At 70.1% G+C, this 18,904-nt stretch carries 12 protein-coding genes; 6 read left to right on the forward strand and 6 right to left on the reverse strand.

Annotation, left to right across the window (positions count from 1 at the left end; all coding sequences use genetic code 11):
- Nucleotides 1–6: 6 nt before the first annotated feature.
- The 5 genes from HUA78_RS21995 to HUA78_RS22015 all read right to left on the reverse strand — a co-directional run bounded on the left by HUA78_RS21995 (nt 7) and on the right by HUA78_RS22015 (nt 6,776).
- The gene (locus tag HUA78_RS21995; protein WP_174477076.1) at nt 7–1,899 is read right to left on the reverse strand and encodes a sigma 54-interacting transcriptional regulator; all 1,893 of its coding nucleotides are present in this window, start codon (nt 1,897–1,899) and stop codon (nt 7–9) included.
- Between the two features lie 28 nt (nt 1,900–1,927).
- Nucleotides 1,928–2,947 carry a hypothetical protein gene (locus HUA78_RS22000; RefSeq protein WP_141647956.1) on the reverse strand — a complete coding sequence of 340 codons (1,020 nt, stop codon included), beginning with the start codon at nt 2,945–2,947 and terminating at the stop codon, nt 1,928–1,930.
- Nucleotides 2,944–5,025: a serine/threonine-protein kinase gene (locus HUA78_RS22005; RefSeq protein WP_174463651.1), complete on the reverse strand. Its 2,082-nt coding sequence runs from the start codon at nt 5,023–5,025 to the stop codon at nt 2,944–2,946. Before HUA78_RS22005 ends, HUA78_RS22000 begins: the two co-directional genes overlap by 4 nt.
- A gap of 29 nt (nt 5,026–5,054) precedes the next feature.
- Complete coding sequence (locus HUA78_RS22010; protein WP_174456593.1) at nt 5,055–6,152, reverse strand: 6-phosphofructokinase; 1,098 nt, start codon at nt 6,150–6,152, stop codon at nt 5,055–5,057.
- A gap of 141 nt (nt 6,153–6,293) precedes the next feature.
- Nucleotides 6,294–6,776 carry a hypothetical protein gene (locus HUA78_RS22015; RefSeq protein ID WP_174463653.1) on the reverse strand — a complete coding sequence of 161 codons (483 nt, stop codon included), beginning with the start codon at nt 6,774–6,776 and terminating at the stop codon, nt 6,294–6,296.
- A 115-nt stretch (nt 6,777–6,891) separates the two neighbouring features.
- Between HUA78_RS22015 and HUA78_RS22020 the strand changes: the two genes are divergently transcribed.
- The 5 genes from HUA78_RS22020 to HUA78_RS22040 all read left to right on the forward strand — a co-directional run bounded on the left by HUA78_RS22020 (nt 6,892) and on the right by HUA78_RS22040 (nt 12,299).
- The gene (locus HUA78_RS22020) at nt 6,892–7,608 is read left to right on the forward strand and encodes a hypothetical protein (RefSeq protein ID WP_254623830.1); all 717 of its coding nucleotides are present in this window, start codon (nt 6,892–6,894) and stop codon (nt 7,606–7,608) included.
- A 226-nt stretch (nt 7,609–7,834) separates the two neighbouring features.
- Complete coding sequence (locus HUA78_RS22025) at nt 7,835–9,175, forward strand: S1C family serine protease (protein ID WP_174456592.1); 1,341 nt, start codon at nt 7,835–7,837, stop codon at nt 9,173–9,175.
- Entirely contained in the window at nt 9,163–10,128 is a 966-nt protein-coding gene (locus HUA78_RS22030; RefSeq protein WP_141646070.1) for an FHA domain-containing protein, read from the forward strand. Before HUA78_RS22025 ends, HUA78_RS22030 begins: the two co-directional genes overlap by 13 nt.
- A 102-nt stretch (nt 10,129–10,230) precedes the next feature.
- Nucleotides 10,231–11,367 carry a DUF4130 domain-containing protein gene (locus HUA78_RS22035; protein ID WP_371745633.1) on the forward strand — a complete coding sequence of 379 codons (1,137 nt, stop codon included), beginning with the start codon at nt 10,231–10,233 and terminating at the stop codon, nt 11,365–11,367.
- Between the two features lie 125 nt (nt 11,368–11,492).
- Nucleotides 11,493–12,299 (forward strand): hypothetical protein, encoded by an 807-nt coding sequence (locus HUA78_RS22040; RefSeq protein WP_174456591.1) that lies wholly within the window; start codon nt 11,493–11,495, stop codon nt 12,297–12,299.
- 30 nt (nt 12,300–12,329) lie between these two features.
- Here the strand turns inward: HUA78_RS22040 and HUA78_RS22045 are convergent, their stop codons facing one another.
- Nucleotides 12,330–13,310: an aldo/keto reductase gene (locus tag HUA78_RS22045; protein ID WP_141646072.1), complete on the reverse strand. Its 981-nt coding sequence runs from the start codon at nt 13,308–13,310 to the stop codon at nt 12,330–12,332.
- Nucleotides 13,311–13,635: 325 nt separating this feature from the next.
- Here HUA78_RS22045 and HUA78_RS22050 point away from each other — a divergent pair, with 325 nt between their 5' ends.
- Nucleotides 13,636–18,900, forward strand: a complete 5,265-nt coding sequence (locus HUA78_RS22050) for an amino acid adenylation domain-containing protein (RefSeq protein WP_371745635.1) — start codon at nt 13,636–13,638, stop codon at nt 18,898–18,900.
- Nucleotides 18,901–18,904 lie beyond the last annotated feature (4 nt).

The raw sequence follows: 18,904 nt of genomic DNA on the forward strand, positions 1-18,904 counted from the left end.
GCCGCTTCAGAGCAGCTCCTCGCCCTCCTCGGGGGGCAGGGGCCGCCCGGTCTTCTCCGCTTCCAGCTTCTCCAGGTGGCGGAAGATGGTGCGAGGGTCCACGCCCAGGTCCTTGGCCGTCTTCGTCCGGTTGCCGTTGTTCCGCGCCAACACTTCGTTGATGTAACGCTTCTGGAATTCTTCCTTGGCCTGGAGCAGCGGCATGATGGGCTCCAGGTTCTCCGGCTTGAGGTCCAGGTCGTCGGGGCCCAGCAGCGGCTTGTCGGACAGCACCACCGCCTTCTTGATGCGGTTCTCCAACTCGCGGATGTTGCCAGGCCAGCCGTACTTCTTCATGGACACGGCGGCGGACGGGGTGAAGCCCTTGGCCCGGGAGTTGAATTCGCGCGAGTACTTGTGGAGGAAGAACTTGCCCAGCACGACGACGTCCTCGCCGCGCTCGCGCAGGGGCGGCAGCTTCAGGGTGACGACGTTGAGCCGGTAGTAGAGGTCCTCACGGAAGGTGTTCCGCTTCACCTCGTCCTCGAGCACCTTGTTGGTGGCGGCGACGACGCGGATGTCCACCGGCTCGCCGCGGTTGTCGCCCACCTTGTAGACGATCTTCTCCTGGAGCGCGCGCAGCAGCTTCACCTGGAGCTGGAGCGGCATCTCGCCAATCTCGTCCAGGAAGAGGGTGCCGCTGATGGCCGCCTGGAACTTGCCCGCCTTGGTGGCCACCGCGCCGGTGAAGGCGCCCTTCACGTGGCCGAACAGCTCGCTCTCCAGCAGGTTCTCCGGAATCGCGCCGCAGTTGATGGTGATGAAGGGGCCCTTCACGCGGGGCGAGCGGCGGTGGATCTCCCGGGCGATCAATTCCTTGCCGGTGCCCGTCTCGCCGGTGATGAGCACGGAGATGTCCGTGGGGGCAATCTTGTCGATGCGCTTGTACACGTCGCGCATGCCCTGACAGGCCCCGACGATGTCGCCATAGCGCTGGTCCTCCAGCTTCCGGCGCAGCTCCGTGACGTCGAGCTTGAGGTCGTTGACCAGCATCGCGTTCTGCAGGACGAGCGACGCCTGGGCCGCGAAGATGGTGAGCATGTCCGCGCTCTTGGGCTCGAACCGGTTCACCAGCCGGTCATTGCCCACGTAGATGACGCCGAACAGGTCCCCCTTGTGCATCAGCGGCACGCACATGACGGAGTGCACGCGCAGGTTGACGACGGACTCGCTGGCCTTGAACTCGGGCGCGTCCACCGCGTCCGCGACGATGAGGGGCCGCTGCTCCTTGACCACCTTGGCGATGATGGAGTCGGACAGCTTCTCCACCGCGTCCTCGATGTTCTCCCGGGCCACGTTGCGCGCGACCTTCACGCGCGGATCCCCGCTCTCCATGAGGATGAGGAAGCCCTTGTCTGCGCGCGTCACCTCGATGGCCTCGTCCATCAGGCTCTCGAGGATGCGCTCCACGTCGTAGAGGGCCAGCAGCCGTTCGCTGAACGCGGTGAGCCGCCGCAGCATGGCCAGCTCTCGGCCGGGCACGCCGGGCAGCTCCGTGGTGTGCGAGTCCGCGGTCTCCGGACTGGCCACCGAGTCGCGGTGAGGCGTGAGGGCGGAGGGGGGGGGCGCGCGCGGCGCGTCCTCGCGGGCGAACGTCAGATCGGTGCCGCCCACGCGGACCACGTCGCCGGTGGCGAGCGCGTGTGAGTCGCGCTTCTTGCCGTTGACGTGGAAGGTGGCGCCCAGGCTGCCGACTTCGTAGCGACTGCCGTCGAACGTGACGTGCAGGGCGCTGTCGGGCACGCCGGAGTCTTCGAGCGGGATGTCGTTGTCCGGGCTCCGGCCGATGCTGGTGATGCGCTTGTGCAGGGCGACCGCGCGGACCTTGCCATCAGGACTGCGGACGGTGAGGCTGGCCATAGGGCTTCACGTACCTGGAGAAAAAGGCTCAGAAGGAGAGGGTGAGTCCGGCGCCGAGTCCGCCGGAAGTAGGGTACAGCCCCAGCCGTGCGGTGGGGCGAGGCGCGGTCGCGCGCGGCGGCCGGGAGACCGAGGACTCCGAGCGGGGCGCGTTGGAAGAGGGCGGATCTCGCGTCTCCACCGAGGTGCGTACCACCTGGTCCTCGTGGTGGTACAGCGCGTCCACCACGCCCAGCGCATAGATGGTGTAGAAGCCGGCGGCGGAGGCCAGCTTGAGCAACTGCCACGTGTCCCGCTGACGCTCGCGGTTGGTGGGGATGTAGCGGATGGTGATGGACGCCTTGCCATCCTCGTCGAGCACGTTGTCCAGCTCGAGGGGCCGCTCCTCGAAGAGCGACTCGTAGGCGAAGTAGGAGATGATGCTCGTCACGGCGAGCACACCTTCGGTGGCGGCGAAGACGATGCCCAGGCTGTTGCGGCCTTGCTGGAACTGGCCCGCGCCGAACGGCACGAAGTTGACCAGGAAGTTGCGCTTCTCCACCGTGCGGACGTTGACCTGACTGGCCAGCTCCTCGGCGCGGCGACGGAGGACCTCGGCTTCCATGCGCTCACGTTCGCGGCGCTCGGCCTCGGCCTTCTCGCGCTCCTGGCGCAGTCGGCGCTCCTGCCGGAGGAACTCCAGCTCATTGGTCATGTCGTCCTTGATGCTCTCCAGGAAGGTCACCGCCGGGGGCGGGACGACGAACGGGTCCAGGCTGAAATCGGGGTCCAGTCGGAGCAGGGCGCGCAGGTGACGCGAGGCCTCCTCGGTGCGTCCCAGGTTGAAGGCGGCGAGTCCGGCCAGCTTGTGCAGCTCCACCAGCTCGTCCTCGTTGAGCCCGCCACGGTCGATGCGGGCACCCGCGCGGTCCAGGACCTCGGCGTACTTGCCGTATTCGAAGCTGGCGCGCAGGGCGGCGACCTCCGGGTCTCCGGCCTCCTGCGCGAGCGAGCCGGCCGGGGTCCACAGCACGAGCCAGAGCGAGATGAACGCGAACCTTCGACTCATTCGGGGCGCAGGCTCCCGTGCAGAAGGGTGGGCTCGCCGGGACGCAGGTGCACCACGCGTCGCTCCGTCTGGAAGCCCGGATGGGAGATCTCCACCGTGACGGTGTGCTGGAAGCCCGCGGGCCCGCGTGGCGAGCGAATCTCGAACGGGTGCTGGACGCTGTCGCGCGCGGTGCGCACCTGGTCGCCCACTCGCACGGTGGCCTCGGCGGGCTCGTACTCGAGCGACAGCGGCGCCGACTTGGGCTGGGCGCGCAGGTGGAAGATGTTCTCCCCGTCGGGCTGCACGTCGATGGTCTCCACCACGTCCTCGCAGTAGTCGCAGGAGATGGTGATGGCGTGTGGGCCGGGGGCCATCTCCACGTCGTGCTTCTGGAGGGCCTGGGCGCTGGGCATGCCATCGTCCACGCGAATGAGCCCGAAGGGCCGCACGAGGATGGACACCAGGATCTTCTTCGACGCGGATTTCCGGCCGGCGACGCGGTCCTCGCCTGGACCTCCCGGCAGGGCGCGGGCGTCCTCCTGGGCCCCTCCGGTGGGACGTACCGCGCTCGCGCGCGCCGCGCTTCCGCCCGAGGCGGGGGCCTGCCGGGTGTCGGGACGGCCGACGAGGGACTCCATGCGGGAGGAGGTGGCTTCGGGGGTGTAGCCCGGGGGGAATCGCGACGGATCGGCGCTCCTCGTGCGAGCTCCGTCGGTCGGCGTGGCGGGACGAAGGTTCGGTCGGGGAGCCGTGTCCACGGTGCCGGAGCCGGGGGGCTCGCGCGCGTCCGTGTCCGGGTTTCCCGAGCCGAGTGTTCCCTCGGGGCTGGAGTTTCCGACCCCGCCGTTCGCGCCATCATGACTGGTGTCGCCGGAGCCCGGGTTGACGCCCTCGCCGCCCTTGGGAGGACTGTCCGTGCCCGGCTGGAGGGCCGCCGCATCCGCGCGTGCGTGGTACGCCTTGTAGGCGCCCAGGCTCACGGCCGTGGCGGTGACCAGTCCCACCGCCAGCCGGATGCCGCGCCGCCGCCAGGTCTTCACGCGCTGCGCGCGCTGGATGCCCTTGAGCAACCCGAGCGCCCGCGCGTTCTGCGCGTCCAACGCCAGCACATGATTGAGACTGCCGAGCGCCCTCGACGTGCGCTTCTCCGAAAGCAGCCGCTCTCCTCGCTCCAGCAGCCTGGCGACGATGCGCTGCCGCGCCAGCTTCCGGTACGACGGTGGATCGGCGAAGAACGACACCAGCTCCTCGCCCACCCGGGAGAAGCCCAGGCCCGCGAGGTAGTCCGCCAGCGCGTCACGCAGCTTGCTTGCGTCCGGATATCGCTGCTGAGGATCTCTCTGGAGGCAGCGCGCGCAAATGTCCGCCAGCTCGTCCGACAGGGCGGGGAGACGGCGGCGCGGATCCTCGTAGTCACCGTCGAGGATGCGCTTGAGCGTGGCCGTGGTGTTGGGCGCGGAGAAGGGCAACCGCCCCGTCATGGCCGCGTAGAACATGATGCCCACGCTGAAGACGTCCGCCTCGGGGCCCGCTTCCAGGCCCTCGATGATCTCCGGGGACATGTGCGCGGGCGAGCCCACGAGCGAGCCCGTCACCGTCATCCGCTCCTCGATGTCGAGCAGCCGGGCGATGCCGAAGTCCATGAGCTTGAGGATGCCGTCCTCGCGCACCATGACGTTCTCGGGCTTGAGGTCGCGGTGGATGACGCCGGCCTCGTGCGCATGCGCGAGCGCCGCCGCCAACTCGTGGATGATCATCGCCGCCAGCTCCGGCGGATCCAGCGGACCTTCGTCCAGGACGGTCTTGAGCGTCCGGCCACGGATGTACTCGGTGACGATGAACGCGTCCTGCGCGTCCGCGGCGGAGAAGTCGAACACCTCCAGGATGTTGGGGTGGTGCAGCTTCGCCACGGCGCGGGCCTCACGGGCCAGCCGCCTGCGCGACTCGTCCTTGCCGGCCAGGTGCGGGTGCAGCACCTTCACCGCGACTTCACGGTCCAGGGCCGTGTCGAGCCCTTTGTACACGACGCTCATGCCCCCCGAGCCGAGTTGCTCGAGGATGCGATAACGACCGATATGGCGGCCGACGAGCGTCATGACATGCGGCGGTTGTGCCTGCCCCTCCCTCAGTCCCCGAAGCTGATGCCCATGCTCTTGGCGAAGCGCACCAGTTCGCCGGATGGGTCCACCCGGCGCTCCTTTCGCGACTCGCTCAGAGGTACCGCGACGAGCTGCCCGGCGCGCAGGGCCACCATGTGGTCCCACTGTTCGTCGCGCACCAGGTCCAACACCCCACAACCATAGCGCGTCGCCAGCACGCGGTCCGCCGCGCTCGGACTTCCTCCTCGCTGGAGATGCCCCAGCACATTCACCCGAATCTCCGCCTCGACGTGCTGCGCCAGCAGATCCGCGCACACCTTGCCGGAGCCGCCCAGTCGCACCACGCCTCGCCCGGGGACGTCTTCGGCCCGGTCCAGCACGGCCAGCGTGCCGCCCACGGGGAACGCGCCCTCGGAGATGGCGATGATGGAGAAGCTGCGGCGGCGGGTGGCGCGGCGGCGCAGCTTCTCGACGATGGCCTCCACCCGGTACTGAATCTCCGGGATGAGGATGACGTCGGCCCCGCCCGCGAGCCCGCTCTCCAGCGTGAGGAAGCCCGCGTGGCGCCCCATGATCTCCACCAGCATCACCCGGTCGTGGGACTCGGCGGTGGAGTGCAGCCGGTCCAACGCCTCCGTGACGATGAGGCGCGCGGTGTCGAAGCCGAACGTCTGGTCCGTCCCGCTCAAGTCATTGTCGATGGTCTTCGGACAGCCGACCACCTTGAGGCCCTTCTCGCTCAGCCGGTGGCCAATCGACAGCGTGCCGTCACCGCCCACGGCGATGACTCCGTCGAGCTTCAGCGCCTCGCAGCGCCGCAGCACCGCGTCGGACACGTCGCGCTCCACCCAGTGGCCACCTTCGCGGAAGGCATAGAGGAAGGGGTTCGCGCGGTTGGACGTGCCGAGGATGGTGCCGCCCTTGGGCAGGATTCCCCGCGTGTCCTCCTCGGTGAGGGGACGCGTGAGGTCTGGCTCCACCAGCCCCATGTAACCGTTCTCGATGCCCACGAACTCATGGCCGAACTCATGCGTGCCCCGCTTGACGAGGCCACGGATGAGCGCGTTGAGCCCGGGGCAGTCTCCGCCACCGGTGAGGACTCCGAGTCTCAGGGAACGGGCCATAGGGGTCGGACGCGGGTGTCAGAGGGAGGGTGGCCCACCATGACAGCGACGTCGGACCTGATGATAGGAGGCCCCGGAGCCGGGGTGCAACGCGCGAATCATTCGGCAGGTCGGATTTCCGAGTGGAAACGCGAGCTTCCATCAGTCCCGCTTGAGGCGGCGACGAGAAGCAACCCTGTCGAGGAGGGCTTGGAGACGGGGCTGAGGGGCCTTGGGAAGGGCCTTGTCTGTCGGTGACTGTAGGGGCATCTCCCGGGCCATCTGGAAGATCTCGAGCAGCCGTTCCTTGAAGAGCTCGTTGTCCGGACGCTCCTGGAGGGCGCGGCGATAGGCGGCGGCGGCCCCCACGTAGTCCCCGAGGGCGAACAGGCGCTCACCCTCTTGCGCGGGTGAGGAGGGACCGACCGGCAGCTCCGGCTCCTCGGGCGGGCGGGCGGCCTCCAGCTTCTGGAGTTCCAGGGGGAGCAGGGACTCGCGCACGTTGGCGAGCTTGTCGGCGAGCGAGGCGTCATCCGGGAAGGCATGGGTGAGCGTCTCGTAGAGGTCGACCGCCTCGACGAGCTCGCCACGGCGCAGGGCTCGGTCGGCGCGTGCCTCCATCTCCACCCGGGCTGCAGGAGTCATCTGGGCGCGAGGTTACCCGCGCCGCCCGGGGATGTCACAACGAAGGCATGTGAGCGGTGACTTCGCCGCGCCCGGGGGCACGGGGTATCCGTGGGTTCGTCGTTTCTCGGGGCCCATGACCTGGCCTGCGGATGTGACGCGGGGGGCCTATGCTCGCGGCGTGAATCTCGCGTGGGCGGCTGGAGGCTGGTTGCTGCTGTCGGGCGCGCTCGGCTCCGAGCTGCGTCGAGACGGCTACGTGCTGCGGCCGCCGGAGCGCTTCCACATGGTGCGGTGGGAGCCTTACGTGGGCTCGGTGGCGGGAGCGGTGTCGCTCGACGCGGAGGCGACGCGGAGCCTGTCGGCGGCGCTGGCGGATGGGGAGGGGCCCGAGGCGGCGACGATGCTGGTCTCGGTGGTGGAGCGGAGTTTCTCCGCCAGTCCTTCGGAGCGGGATGACTTCGCGTCGGCGGTGATGCAGCACTTCCAGCGGGAGCTGGGGGTGACGCTGTCTCCGGAGCGCGTGGACCGGGTGGGTGGAATCGTTCCGCGAGTGGAGGTGCTGGGCACGCTGCGCGAGGCGGGACAGGTTCGCACGGTGCTGGTGGCGGGGCTCGCGTCCGAGGGCCGGCACGCGGTGGTGGTGGTGAGCGCGCCGGCGGTGCGCTGGGAGTCGCTGGCTCCGGGGGTGCGCGCGTCGCTGGATACGTTCCGGTTGGAGGCGACGACCGCGCCGGGCGTGGTGCCGCGCCGGGTGCTGGGGGCGCTCGCGGGAGCACTGGCCGGGGCGCTGGTGGCGTCGTACGCGGCGTGGCGCCGGATGCGGGCGGGGCAGGGTACTTCCGAGGCGTGACGACGCCCCGAGCGCCTGTCGCGAGGTCGGCAATCGGGGACGGGCACCGGATTCCCTAAACCTCGCGGACCCCCGCGAGCCACCTTCGGCGGGGCGGAACCTATCCGCTGGCAGGCACGCCGCCAACAGGGCAGGTGGGTCGGCGAGCGCACGCGGGCCTCATGCTCCGGGCCGTGCGCGACTCGGTGCCCAGGCGCTCGGCGCTGGGATAGCGTGGGCGGCATCCATGTTCGTCCTCCTCCTCGTCGCCGTGCTTGGGCAGGCGCCGTCGGTCGCTCCCTCGGAACCGGGCGTGCAGGCCCCCGCTCGAAGCGAACCCGACTCCGCGCCTGCTCCCGCGCCCGAGTCCCCTCCGGCCGTGCTGCCTCCGGCCACCCACGAGCTGTTCCAGCGCATCCAGAACCGCGTCGCCCAGGTGCGCATCATCGAGCGGCGCTCGGGCACGCGCTCGTCCATCGGCTCGGCCTTCTTCGTCTCCGCCAGCGGGCACGCCATCACCAACTATCACGTGGTCTCCGACGTGGTGCTCCACCCGGAGGACTACACCGCGGAGCTCGTCCTGCGCAGCGGCGGCGAGCCCGTGCCGGCGCGCCTGGTGGACGTGGACGTCGTCCATGACCTGGCCGTCATCCGGATGGATGACGTCGTGAAGGACTTCTTCGCGCTGGAGGACCGCGAGCCGCAGCAGGGCACGCGCCTGTTCGCCATGGGCAATCCCCATGACCTGGGAACCACCATCGTCGAGGGCACCTACAACGGCTTCATCCAGGACTCGCTCTATGAGCGCATCCACTTCAGCGGCGCCATCAATCCGGGCATGAGCGGCGGGCCCACGCTCACCGGACAGGGGCGCGTGGTGGGCGTCAACGTCGCCACCATGGGAAACCAGCTCGGCTTCCTGGTGCCGGTGAAGCACGCGAGCGCGCTGCTTGCGCGCGCGCTGGAGGCGAAGCCGGACGAGGCCCGCACGCTCGTGGACACGGTGCGCGCGCAGCTCGTCGACAACCAGCAGCGCCTCACCGAGCAGCTGATGGCGGCCCCGGTGCCGAAGCAGAAGCTGGGCAGCTATCAGGTCCCCGGCCGGTGGATTCCCTTTCTCAAGTGCTGGGGCGACACGCCGCATGACCCGGAGGTGCCCTACACGGTGACGAACTACCAGTGCTCCTCGGAGGAGGACATCTACCTGTCCTCGCATCACCGCACGGGCGTGGTGGCCTTCCTGCACCAGCAGGCCTCCAGCCAGAAGCTGGGCGCGCTGCGCTTCTCCTCGCTCTACAGCGCGCTGTACGCGCAGGACCCGGACACGGTGGAGGCCTCGCGCGAGGACGTGACCAACTTCCGCTGCACGACGGAGTTCGTGGACGTGGAGGGCCTGCCCGTCCGCGCCGCGCTGTGCCTGCGCGCCTACAAGCGCTTCCCGGGCCTCTATGACCTGGTGCTGCGCGCCGCCGCGCTCAACGCCAGCACCAGCGGCGTCGACACCAGCCTCACGCTGGGCGGCTTCACGGCGGACAACGCGCGCAAGCTGGCGCGCCGCTACCTGGAGGGGCTGTCGTGGACGAAATGATCTTCCTGGAGGTGCTGGAAGGGGATTCCGTCCACGAGCGCCACCGCCTGGAGCGCTTCCCCGCGACGATTGGCCGGGCGTACTCGAACGACGTCATCCTCGATGACCCCAAGGTCTCCCCCGAACACTTGCGCATCGAGCGGCGCGAGGACGGCGCGCTCGTGGTGCGGGATGTGGGCAGCCACAACGGCACCTGGCGCGTGGAGCCCTGGGCACCGCTCGCCGAACTGGAGCTGGCGCCCGATACGCGCGTGGCCGTGGGTGACACGGTGCTGCGCTTCCGGCGCAGGGACCACGCCGTGCCCGGCACGGTCATCACCTCGGCCGTCGCCCCCCGGGAGCGCGTGTTCGAGCACGCCCGCGCGTTCCCCATCGCGATGCTGGCCCTGATCTTCGTCAGCTCGCTCGAGACGCACCTGGGCAACTACGGCCGCACGGACTGGGGCGAGCTGACGGTGGCGGTGGTGACGCCGCTCACGCTGACGTTGCTGTGGGCGGGGGGCTGGGCCGTCGCCAGTCGCATCTCCCGCCGCCGGTTCCACTACCGCACGCATGCCACCATCGGCAGCCTGGTGCTGCTGGGGGCCGTGGCGCTGCCACCGCTCGTGTCGGCGCTGGGCTTCAGCCTGGGGCTGGGTTCGGGCCTGTCCTGGCTGCACCACGCGACGTTCCTCTCGCTCATGGGCTGGGGCCTCTTCTGGCACCTGCGCTACGTGGCACGGTGGGAGCCCGCGAGATTGGTTCGAGTGCTCGTCGTGGTGACGCTCTCCTTTGGCGCCCTGTCCCGCGCGAACGACCTGCTGGGAAACGAGCCCTTCAGCACGTCGCTGGACTTCCCGCGCACGCTGCTGCCGCCGGCCTTCCGCATGACCCGCGCCCAGCCCGTGGAGTCCTTCTTCGAGGAGATGGAGGGGCTCCAGCAGCAGGTGGACGCGCTCGCGAAGGAGGAATAGCCGCGAGGGCCCGACGACGTCACGGGTGGGATGGTGATGTCAGACCTGGAAGGTAGAAGCCTTCCACGCGCGCGAGCACCCTCCACGGGTGGCTCGCGGCGTGTGTCGCTGAGCGACCAGGAGGTCCAGGTGCGGGTGAGCGTGGCGCCGGAGCTGGCATCGTTTCGGGAAGTAGCGCGGGGGCTGTTGGCGCGGTGTCTGCCCCCGGAGCGGGTGTCTTTCGAGGAAGCGCGGGGCCCGTGGGATGGACGGGTGGATGCGCTCGTGAGCGGCATGGGCACCGGCGCGCTGCCGGTGGTGCCCCGGGACTTCCTGGGGCTGGCGGAGAAGGTGGTGTGTCATCGGGAGCCGGAGCGCTGGGCGCTGCTGTACCGCGTGCTCTGGCGGCTGACCCACGGGGAGCGGTGGCTGTTGGAGCGGGAGTTGGACCGGGACGTCCAGCGGCTGCGGCGGATGGAGCGCGCGGTGCGGCGGGACGTGCGCAACCTCGTGATTCGCGTCCGCTTCCGGCGGGGAGCGTCCGATGGCGCGGAGCGGTATGTCGCATGGTACCGGCCGGAGCACCTCGTCGTCAGGCTGGCGGCGCCCTTTCTCGTGGGGCGCTTTCCCACGCTGCGCTGGAGCCTCTTCACCCCGGACGCCAGCGCCCACTGGGACCTGGCGCGCCTGAGCTACGGGGCGGGACTGGCGTGGGAAGCGCCGCCGCAAGCCCCGGCGCGGAGCACGGCCGCGCGCAAGTCGCGGACACCGTCAGAGGGGACTCCGGTGATGATGGTGGGGGACGTGCCCGACACGCGGGAGGACGGTGACGTGCCGTGCTTCGTGGGGCCGGCGGGGCGGTTGTTGGAGGTGGTGCTCTCACGGGCGGGGCTGAAGCCCACGGACCTCCATGTCTCGCGGGGACCTCCGCCGGATGGGGACGCGGAGGCCGCGGGCTGGCGGGAGGCGCAGGCGTTCCGGGAAGCGCTGGCGTCGGAGGTGGCCTCGGTGCGCCCGTTGTTGATGCTCGCGCTGGGCAGCACGGCGGGCCAGGCGGTGCTGGGGCCGGGGTTTCGTCTCAACCTCAACCGGGGACAATTCGTCCAGACGCCCTGGGCACGCGGCGCCATGGCCACCTTCGCACCCGCGGACGTGTTGCGCCGGGCGGACCCTCGTGAGCGCGCGGAGCTGCGCATCCATTTCGAGGCGGACCTTCGCTCGGCGGCGCAGTGGCTGCGACACGCCGGTCGGCGCGGGTAACGTTTCGACGCGGCCGCCATATCGTTCCCCACGGGGATGGTTGCTCCGTGGTTTGCCGGCTGGGGCGGGTCGCCGCGAGGGGCGTAATCTCGGAGGACGCAAAGCCCACGACAAGGGGACCTTCGATGCGCCGCTCCTCACTGACCCTGTTGCTGCTCCTTTCCGCCGCGTGCGCCCGCTCGCCCCTGGTCCGCCAGGGGCCCCCCGTCATCGTCGCCACGCCGGCGCTCGCGCAGCAGTCTGGCTTCGCGCCCTGGGCCATCTCCATGCCCTTCGGACACGCGCAGGACGGCAGCACGCTGGTGCTGCGGTTCCTGGAGCGCGCGGAGACGTCGGGCGCGCGCTACGTCAGCAACGTCCAGGTGGTGTTCATGGCGGACGACGGGGGCACGGAGCTGGAGTGCCGCACGCACCTGATGCCCGAGGGCCCCGTGCCGCCATGGAAGGCCCTGGTCCGCACCGCCATGGCCGCGGGGGAATACGCGCCGCTGCGGGTCATCCGCCGCCCCATCCCGTACACGATGACGCAGTGCCGGGAGCATTGGGTGTCCACCACGGTGACGGAGGCCACCCGGTCCGGTCCCAGCTCCGCTCGGGGCGCGGCCGTGTTGATGACCACGACCTCCCTGACGTCGCGTCCCGAGATTCGCTGCGAGCCCGTGACGGCGACGCGCATCCTCTCCCGGTATGCGTTCGAGGACGCCGTCGACTACGTGCCCCCGCGCATCGAGCGGCTCATGGAGTCCCGCCCGGAGCTGAAGCTCCTGGAGACCGAGGCCGAGTGTCTGCCGAGAGACCCGCTGGCTCCCCGCACCAACCGCATCGAAGCGCTGGCCTATGGCGGCTCTGGCCCGCGAGCCGCCTTCCTGGATGTCCCTCCGGTCGCGCCCGCGCGTGCGCCGAAGCCCGCTCCCACCCAGGTCGACCTCTGACGTCGACCCGGTACCGTACCGCCGCGCGGCTCACATGCCGCGCAGCGCGTGGGGCTGGTAGGGCGCCTCCAGGGCCTGGAGCTCCTCGGGCTGGAGCTTGAGGTCCACCGAGCGCATGGCGTCCTCCAGGTGCTCCAGCTTCGTGGCGCCGATGATGGGCGCCGTCACCACGGGACGCGACAGCAGCCACGCCATGGCCACCTGGGCCGGAGGCACGTTGCGCGCCTCGGCCACCCGCCGCGTGGCCTCCACCACGTCCCAGTCTCCCGCCTGGTCATACAGCACCGGCGCGTACGCATCCGTCTTCGCGCGCGGCGTGGCGTCCCGGTCTCCCAGCGACTTGCGCGTCCCCGCGAGCAACCCGCGCGCGAGCGGAGACCAGGGGAGCACGCCAATGCCCTCCGCCTCGCACAGCGGCAGCATCTCCCGCTCCTCCTCGCGATAGACGAGGTTGTAGTGGTCCTGCATGGACACGAAGCGGGACCAGCTGTTCACGTCCGCCACGCCCAGGGCCCGCGCGAACTGCCACGCATACGTGGACGACGCGCCCAGGTAGCGCACCTTGCCCTGGCGGACGAGCTGATCCAACGCGGACAGCGTCTCCTCCACCGGCGTGTGCGGGTCCATCCGGTGGATCTGGTAGAGGTCGATGGTCTCCATGCCCAGCCGCTTCAGGCTGGCCTCGCACGCCTGGACGATGTGCTTGCGGGACAGGCCGCGCATGTTGGGGCCATCGCCCATGGGGAAGTACACCTTGGTGGCGACCACCACCTCCTCCATGCGCGCGTAGCGTCGCAGCGCACGGCCCGTCACTTCTTCGCTGACACCCAGTGAGTACATGTCCGCGGTGTCGAAGAAGTTGATGCCCATCTCCACCGCGCGGCGGAAGAACGGCTGCGAGGCTTCCTCGTTGAGGACCCACGGGCGCCATGAGGGGGTGCCGTAGCTCATGCAGCCCAGGCACAGGCGTGAGACGCGCAGGCCGGTGCGGCCCAGTTGCGTGTACTTCATGGGGAGCTCCTCTCGTCGGGTGTCGACGCGGCACATCGCCACGAACGTTCGTGAATATGCAACCGGTCAACACCGATGTGCTGGGTCATTCGTGATGACACGACTTTTCTGGATGCCGAGAATCCATTAAAAGTAGGGGGAATCCAGGGGGCGTCGGTCGGTGCAGCAAGGTCAACGCCCCCCGGGTTCACGGGACGCGTGTGTGCCGGGCTGAAACGGCTTCCGTCCTCCTGAAAATCCCCCCGGGACACTCGACATGCACTTGCCGACTCGCGCTGCCCCCGCCTCCGCGTTCGTTCGTCCCGAGAACGCTACCCTCGTCGACGTGTGCCGTGCCCGGGCGGTGTCTCAGCCCACCGACTCCATCTTCACGTTTGTCGACGAAGAGGGGGAGCACACCGTCACCTATGCTGAACTGGATGCGCAGGTGCGCGCGGTGGCGGCGCGGCTCCAGCAAGAGATGGCGCCAGGAGACCGGGCGCTGCTCATGTACTCGCCAGGGCGCGAGTACGTGGTGGGCTTCCTCGCGTGTCTGTATGCGGGCGTGGTGGCGGTGCCCGCATATCCGCCGGATGTGATGCGACTGGGTCGCACGCTGCCCCGGCTCCAGGCGCTGGTGGCGGACTGCGGCGCGCGTGTGGCGCTCACCACGTCCGGAATCTCGGAGCTGGTAGGGCCGCTCACCGAAGGACTGGAAGACCTGCGGGCGCTGCGCTGGTTGTCGACGGACACGGTTCCTCTCGGTGAGGCCGCGTCGTGGCGCGAGGCGGGCGTGCGCGACGACACGGTGGCGTTCCTCCAGTACACGTCGGGCTCCACCGGCTCGCCACGCGGCGTGGTGCTGGCGCACCGCCAGTTGATGCACAACTGCGAGCTCATCTCCCGAGGGTTCGACGCGAAGCCGGACCCGAGGTTCGTCTCGTGGCTCCCGCCGTACCACGACATGGGGCTGATTGGCGGCATCGTCCATCCTCTGTTCCGGGACATGCATGCGTCGCTGATGGCGCCCTTGTTCTTCCTCCAGCGGCCCATGCGGTGGTTGGAGATCATCTCGCGCCACGGCGGCACGGTGAGTGGCGGGCCCAACTTCGCGTTCGACTTGTGCGTGCGCAAGAGCACGCCGGAGGAGCGGGCCGCGCTGGACCTCAGTCGCTGGGAGGTGGCGTTCTGTGGCGCGGAGCCGGTGCGCGCGGAGACGATGGACCGTTTCGCGGAGGCCTTCGCGCCCGCGGGCTTTCGCCGCCACGCGCTCTATCCCTGTTACGGCCTGGCGGAGGGGACGCTCATCGTCACGGGCCGCCAGCGCGTCGCGGAGCGTCCGGTGGAGTTGGTGGTGAAGAGCTTCTCGCGCGAGGGCCTGGAGCGGGGCGAGGCGCGAGCACCGGAGCACGCCGACGCCGGAGCAGTCCTCGTGGGCAGCGGCGAGGTGCTGGGCGCGCAGGAGCTGCGCGTGGTGGACCCCCAGACGCGCGAGCCGAAGGCCCCGGGCCAGGTGGGCGAGCTGTGGGTGCGCGGGCCCAGCATCGCGGAGGGTTACTGGCAGCGCCCCGAGGAGACGGAGCGTGACTTCCGGGGCCGCCTCGCGGGGACGGGCGAGGGGCCCTTCCTGCGCACGGGAGACCTGGGCATCGTCGAGGGCGGCGAGGTCTTCGTCACGGGCCGCTTGAAGGACGTGCTCATCCTGCGCGGGCGCAACCTCTACCCGCAGGACCTGGAGTTGACGGTGGAGCGCGGCCACCCGGCCCTGCGTCCGGGGTGTGGCGTCGCGTTCTCGGTGGAGGCGGAAGGGGAGGAGCGGCTCGTCATCGTCCAGGAGGTCTCCGGGAAGGCGGCCGAAGGGGGCATCATCGACGAGGCGCTCGCGCGCATCCGCGCCACGCTCGTCGAGGAGCACGGCGTGGCCGCGCACGCGGTGGTGCTCATCACGTCGGGCAGCCTGCCCAAGACGTCCAGCGGCAAGGTGCAGCGGCGCGTGACGAAGCAGGCGTTCCTCACCGACGGCCTGGAGGTCGTGAAGGAGTGGCGGGAGAGCCGCGCGGACGTGCTCGCGCGGGACGAGGTGGCGAGCGCGTCCGAGGCGCTGACTTCGGGAGACGTGTTCTCGTGGCTCGCGAGCGAGGTGGCGCACCGGCTGGGTGTCTCCGCGAGCACGCTGGATGCCGATGCGCCGCTCACGCAGTACGGCCTGGACTCGCTGCGCGGGCTGGATGTGATGCACGCGGTGCAAGAGACGTGGCGCGTGTCGCTGCCCCCGACGTTGTTGCTGCAAGGGCCGAGTCTGCGTGATGTGACGGCGTGGGTGGAGCGCACGCGGAACTCGGTGGCGGAGTCGTCCATTCCCGCTGTGTCGGAGGACGCGACGCCGCATGTCTCGGACGGTCAGCGCGCGCTCTGGTTCCTCCAGCGCATGGCGCCAGGAAGCACCGCGTACCACATCGCGCGCGCGATGCGCCTCGCTCCGGACGTGGACCTCGGGGTTCTGGAGCACGCGTTCTCGGTGCTCATCACCCGCCATCCTGCCCTCGCGTGCGCCTTCCCCGAGGAGCGCGGCGAGCCCGTGCTGCGTCCCGCCGCCGCGCCCGTGCTGGAGCGCGAGTCAGCCGGAGGGTGGACGGAGGGGGCCTTGCGCGAGCGGTTGGAGGTGGAGACCCACCGTCCCTTCGACCTGGAGCGCGGGCCCATGATGCGCATGCGCGTCTTCACCGACGTCGCAGGTGGACCGGTGCTGCTGCTCGTGTTCCACCACCTCATCACCGACTTCTGGTCGTTGGAGGTGATGGCCGAGGAACTGGGCCTCCTCTACACGTCCGGTCTCCAAGGCGTGGCTCCGACGCTGCCGCCACCTCCGGCTCGCGTCGCGCCCATCCTCCGCGCGCAGGAGGCGCTGTACTCCGGTTCACGAGGCGACGGGCTCCAGGCGTGGTGGCGTGAGCAACTGAGCGGAGAGCTGCCGGTGTTGGAGTTGCCCACTTCGCGTCCACGGCCTCGGCTCCAGTCCTTCCGAGGCGCGGCTGTGACTTTCCGAGTGGAGGCGGAGACCGCCTCTCGCCTGGTGTCGCTGGCGAGCGCGCGCGGTGCCACGCCCTTCATGGTGCTCCTGTCCGGCTACCTAGCCTTCCTGCGCCGCTACACGGGACATGAAGACCTCCTGGTGGGGACGCCGACGGCCGGCCGGGCACGCGCGGATCTGGCTCGACAGGTGGGCTACTTCGTCAACCCCGTGGCCCTGCGCGCCACCGTGACGAAAGGGTTGTCGTTCTCCGCGCTGCTGGCGGAGGTGCGCGGCACGGTGCTGTCCGCGCTGGAGCGGCAGGAGCTGCCCTTCGCACGGCTCGTCGAGCGGCTCCAGCCTCGGAGGGATGCGTCGCGCGCGCCCGTCTTCCAGACGATGTTCGTGCTGCACTCCGGGCGTCCGGGTCGTGAAGCCCTCGCGCCCTTCGCGCTCGGAGGCGAGGGGGCGCGGGTCCGGCTGGGGGCGCTGGAGCTGGAGTCCGTTCCGCTGCGCAATCAGGCCTCGGCCTTCGACCTGACGTTGTCGATGGCGGAGTCGCGAGGTGGCTTCGCGGCCAGCCTGGAGTACTGCACCGACCTCTTCGATGCCGAAGTCGTGGAGCGCATGGCCCGTCATCTGGGCGCGCTGTTGGACGCGGCGTCGCGGACACCCGACGTGCCGGTGCTCGACCTGCCGGTGCTGGATGAGGAGGAGCGGGGCGCGGCGCTGGCCACCGGCCGAAGGCGCGCGATGTCCGAAGCCCCCCCGGTGACCGGTCTGCACGAGGCCTTCGAGTCCTGGGTGGCGAAGACACCCGAGGCCGTGGCCCTGGTCGCGGGCACGTCGCGGTGGACCTATCGCGAGGTGAATGACTGGTCGGACCGTGTCGCCGCGAGGCTGCGCCGTCAGGGCGTCGGTCCGGAGTGCCGTGTCGGTGTGCAGATGGAGCGCGGGGGCCCCGAGGCGCTCATCGCGTTCCTCGCGGTGTTGAAAGCCGGTGGAACGGTGGTGCCGTTCGACGCGGGCTACCCGTCGGAGCGAGTCTCGTGGATGTTGAGCGACGCCGGGGCGCGCTGGTTGCTCGTCCACGAGCGGCTCGCACGGCGGCTGACCCTGCCCGAAGCCGTGACGACGCTGCTCTGGGAGGAGCACGGAGCCCGGGACACACGTGACGGGGATTCGCCGTTCGAAGCACGGGCGCTGCCCTCGTCGGACTGCACGGCGTACATCATCTACACCTCGGGGAGCACGGGACGTCCGAAGGGCGTGATGATCTCTCACTGGAGCGCCCTGCAGTTGGTCGAGACGATTCGACAAGGCTTCGCGTTGGCCCCCGGAGCACGCGTGCTCCAGTTCGCGTCACCGGCCTTCGACGTCTCCGTCTGGGAATACATCCAGGGCCTGATGACGGGTGCGACGCTGGTCCTGCCTCCTCCGGGCGAAGTGCTCGCGGGTGAGGCGCTGCACCGGGTGCTGCGAGAAGAACGCATCACCCTCGTGACGCTCCCTCCCTCCGCCTGCACGTTGCTGCCGGAGACACCGCTTCCCGACCTGAAGACGCTCGTCTCCGCGGGCGAGCACTGTCCGGAAGACCTGGTGACCCGCTTCGCTCCTGGGCGGGTGATGCTGAACGCCTATGGGCCTACCGAAGTCACGGTCTGCTCGGCGTGGTCCACGTGCGTGGTCGGAACCGGGGCGCCGGACATCGGTCCGCCCTTGCCGCATGTCGATGCCTACGTGCTCGACGAGGCCCTGCGGCCCGTTCCTCCTGGGGTGACGGGGGAGTTGTTCCTGGGAGGACCGGCCGTCGCACGCGGCTACGAAGGGCGCCCGGACCTGACGGCGGAGCGCTTCGTCCCGGACCCGTATGGCCCACGGCCCGGGGCGCGCCTGTATCGCACCGGGGACCAGGCGCGCTGGCGTCCCTCTGGCCACATCGACTTGCTGGGCCGCGTGGATGCGCAGGTGAAGCTGCGCGGGTTCCGCATCGAGCCGGGCGAGGTGGAGGTGGCCCTGCGCGAGCTGGCGGGAATGCGGCAGGCCCATGTCCGTGTGTGGCGCCCGCCTGCGGGTGGAGAGCCTCGGCTGGTCGCGTACGTGGTGCCCCCGGAAGGCGGGATGCCGACGCCGGGAGAGGTGCGAGCGAGCCTTCGCGCGCGCCTGCCCGAACACCTGATTCCCGCGGACCTCGTCACCCTGGAGGCACTGCCGTTGTTGTCCAGCGGCAAGGTGGACACGCGGGCCCTGCCGGCTCCGACGCGAGCGGCGCCCTCGGAAGGTGCTCCGCGCACACCCTTGGAGCAGACGTTGGTCCAGGCATGGGCGGAGACGCTCGGGTATCCGACGGTGAGCGTCCACGCCCACTTCTTCGATGACCTGGGCGGCAGCTCGCTGTCGGCGGTGCGCGCGTGCGCGCGGCTGCGCGAGGTGCTCGGGCGGGACGTTCCCGTCACCCATTTCTTCGAGCATCCCACCGTCCATGCGCTGGCGCGGAGGCTGTCCTCCGAGTCGGAGCCAGGGACGCAGACGGTAAAGCATCAGGAGCGTGCGGAGGCCCGTCGTCAGGCCCTCCAGCGTCGCGGCGGAAGGAATACCTGAGAAC

The sequence above is a fragment of the Myxococcus sp. CA033 genome, from assembly GCF_013336625.1.
GTDB classification, from domain to species: domain Bacteria; phylum Myxococcota; class Myxococcia; order Myxococcales; family Myxococcaceae; genus Myxococcus; species Myxococcus llanfairpwllgwyngyllgogerychwyrndrobwllllantysiliogogogochensis.

Bases quoted from the DNA above. Each gene is read 5' to 3' on its own strand.
- HUA78_RS21995 (WP_174477076.1), bottom strand. From the start codon at position 1,899: ATGGCCAGCCTCACCGTCCGCAGTCCTGATGGCAAGGTCCGCGCGGTC.
- HUA78_RS22000 (WP_141647956.1), bottom strand. From the start codon at position 2,947: ATGAGTCGAAGGTTCGCGTTCATCTCGCTCTGGCTCGTGCTGTGGACC.
- HUA78_RS22005 (WP_174463651.1), bottom strand. From the start codon at position 5,025: ATGACGCTCGTCGGCCGCCATATCGGTCGTTATCGCATCCTCGAGCAA.
- HUA78_RS22010 (WP_174456593.1), bottom strand. From the start codon at position 6,152: ATGGCCCGTTCCCTGAGACTCGGAGTCCTCACCGGTGGCGGAGACTGC.
- HUA78_RS22015 (WP_174463653.1), bottom strand. From the start codon at position 6,776: ATGACTCCTGCAGCCCGGGTGGAGATGGAGGCACGCGCCGACCGAGCC.
- HUA78_RS22020 (WP_254623830.1), top strand. From the start codon at position 6,892: ATGACCTGGCCTGCGGATGTGACGCGGGGGGCCTATGCTCGCGGCGTG.
- HUA78_RS22025 (WP_174456592.1), top strand. From the start codon at position 7,835: ATGTTCGTCCTCCTCCTCGTCGCCGTGCTTGGGCAGGCGCCGTCGGTC.
- HUA78_RS22040 (WP_174456591.1), top strand. From the start codon at position 11,493: ATGCGCCGCTCCTCACTGACCCTGTTGCTGCTCCTTTCCGCCGCGTGC.
- HUA78_RS22045 (WP_141646072.1), bottom strand. From the start codon at position 13,310: ATGAAGTACACGCAACTGGGCCGCACCGGCCTGCGCGTCTCACGCCTG.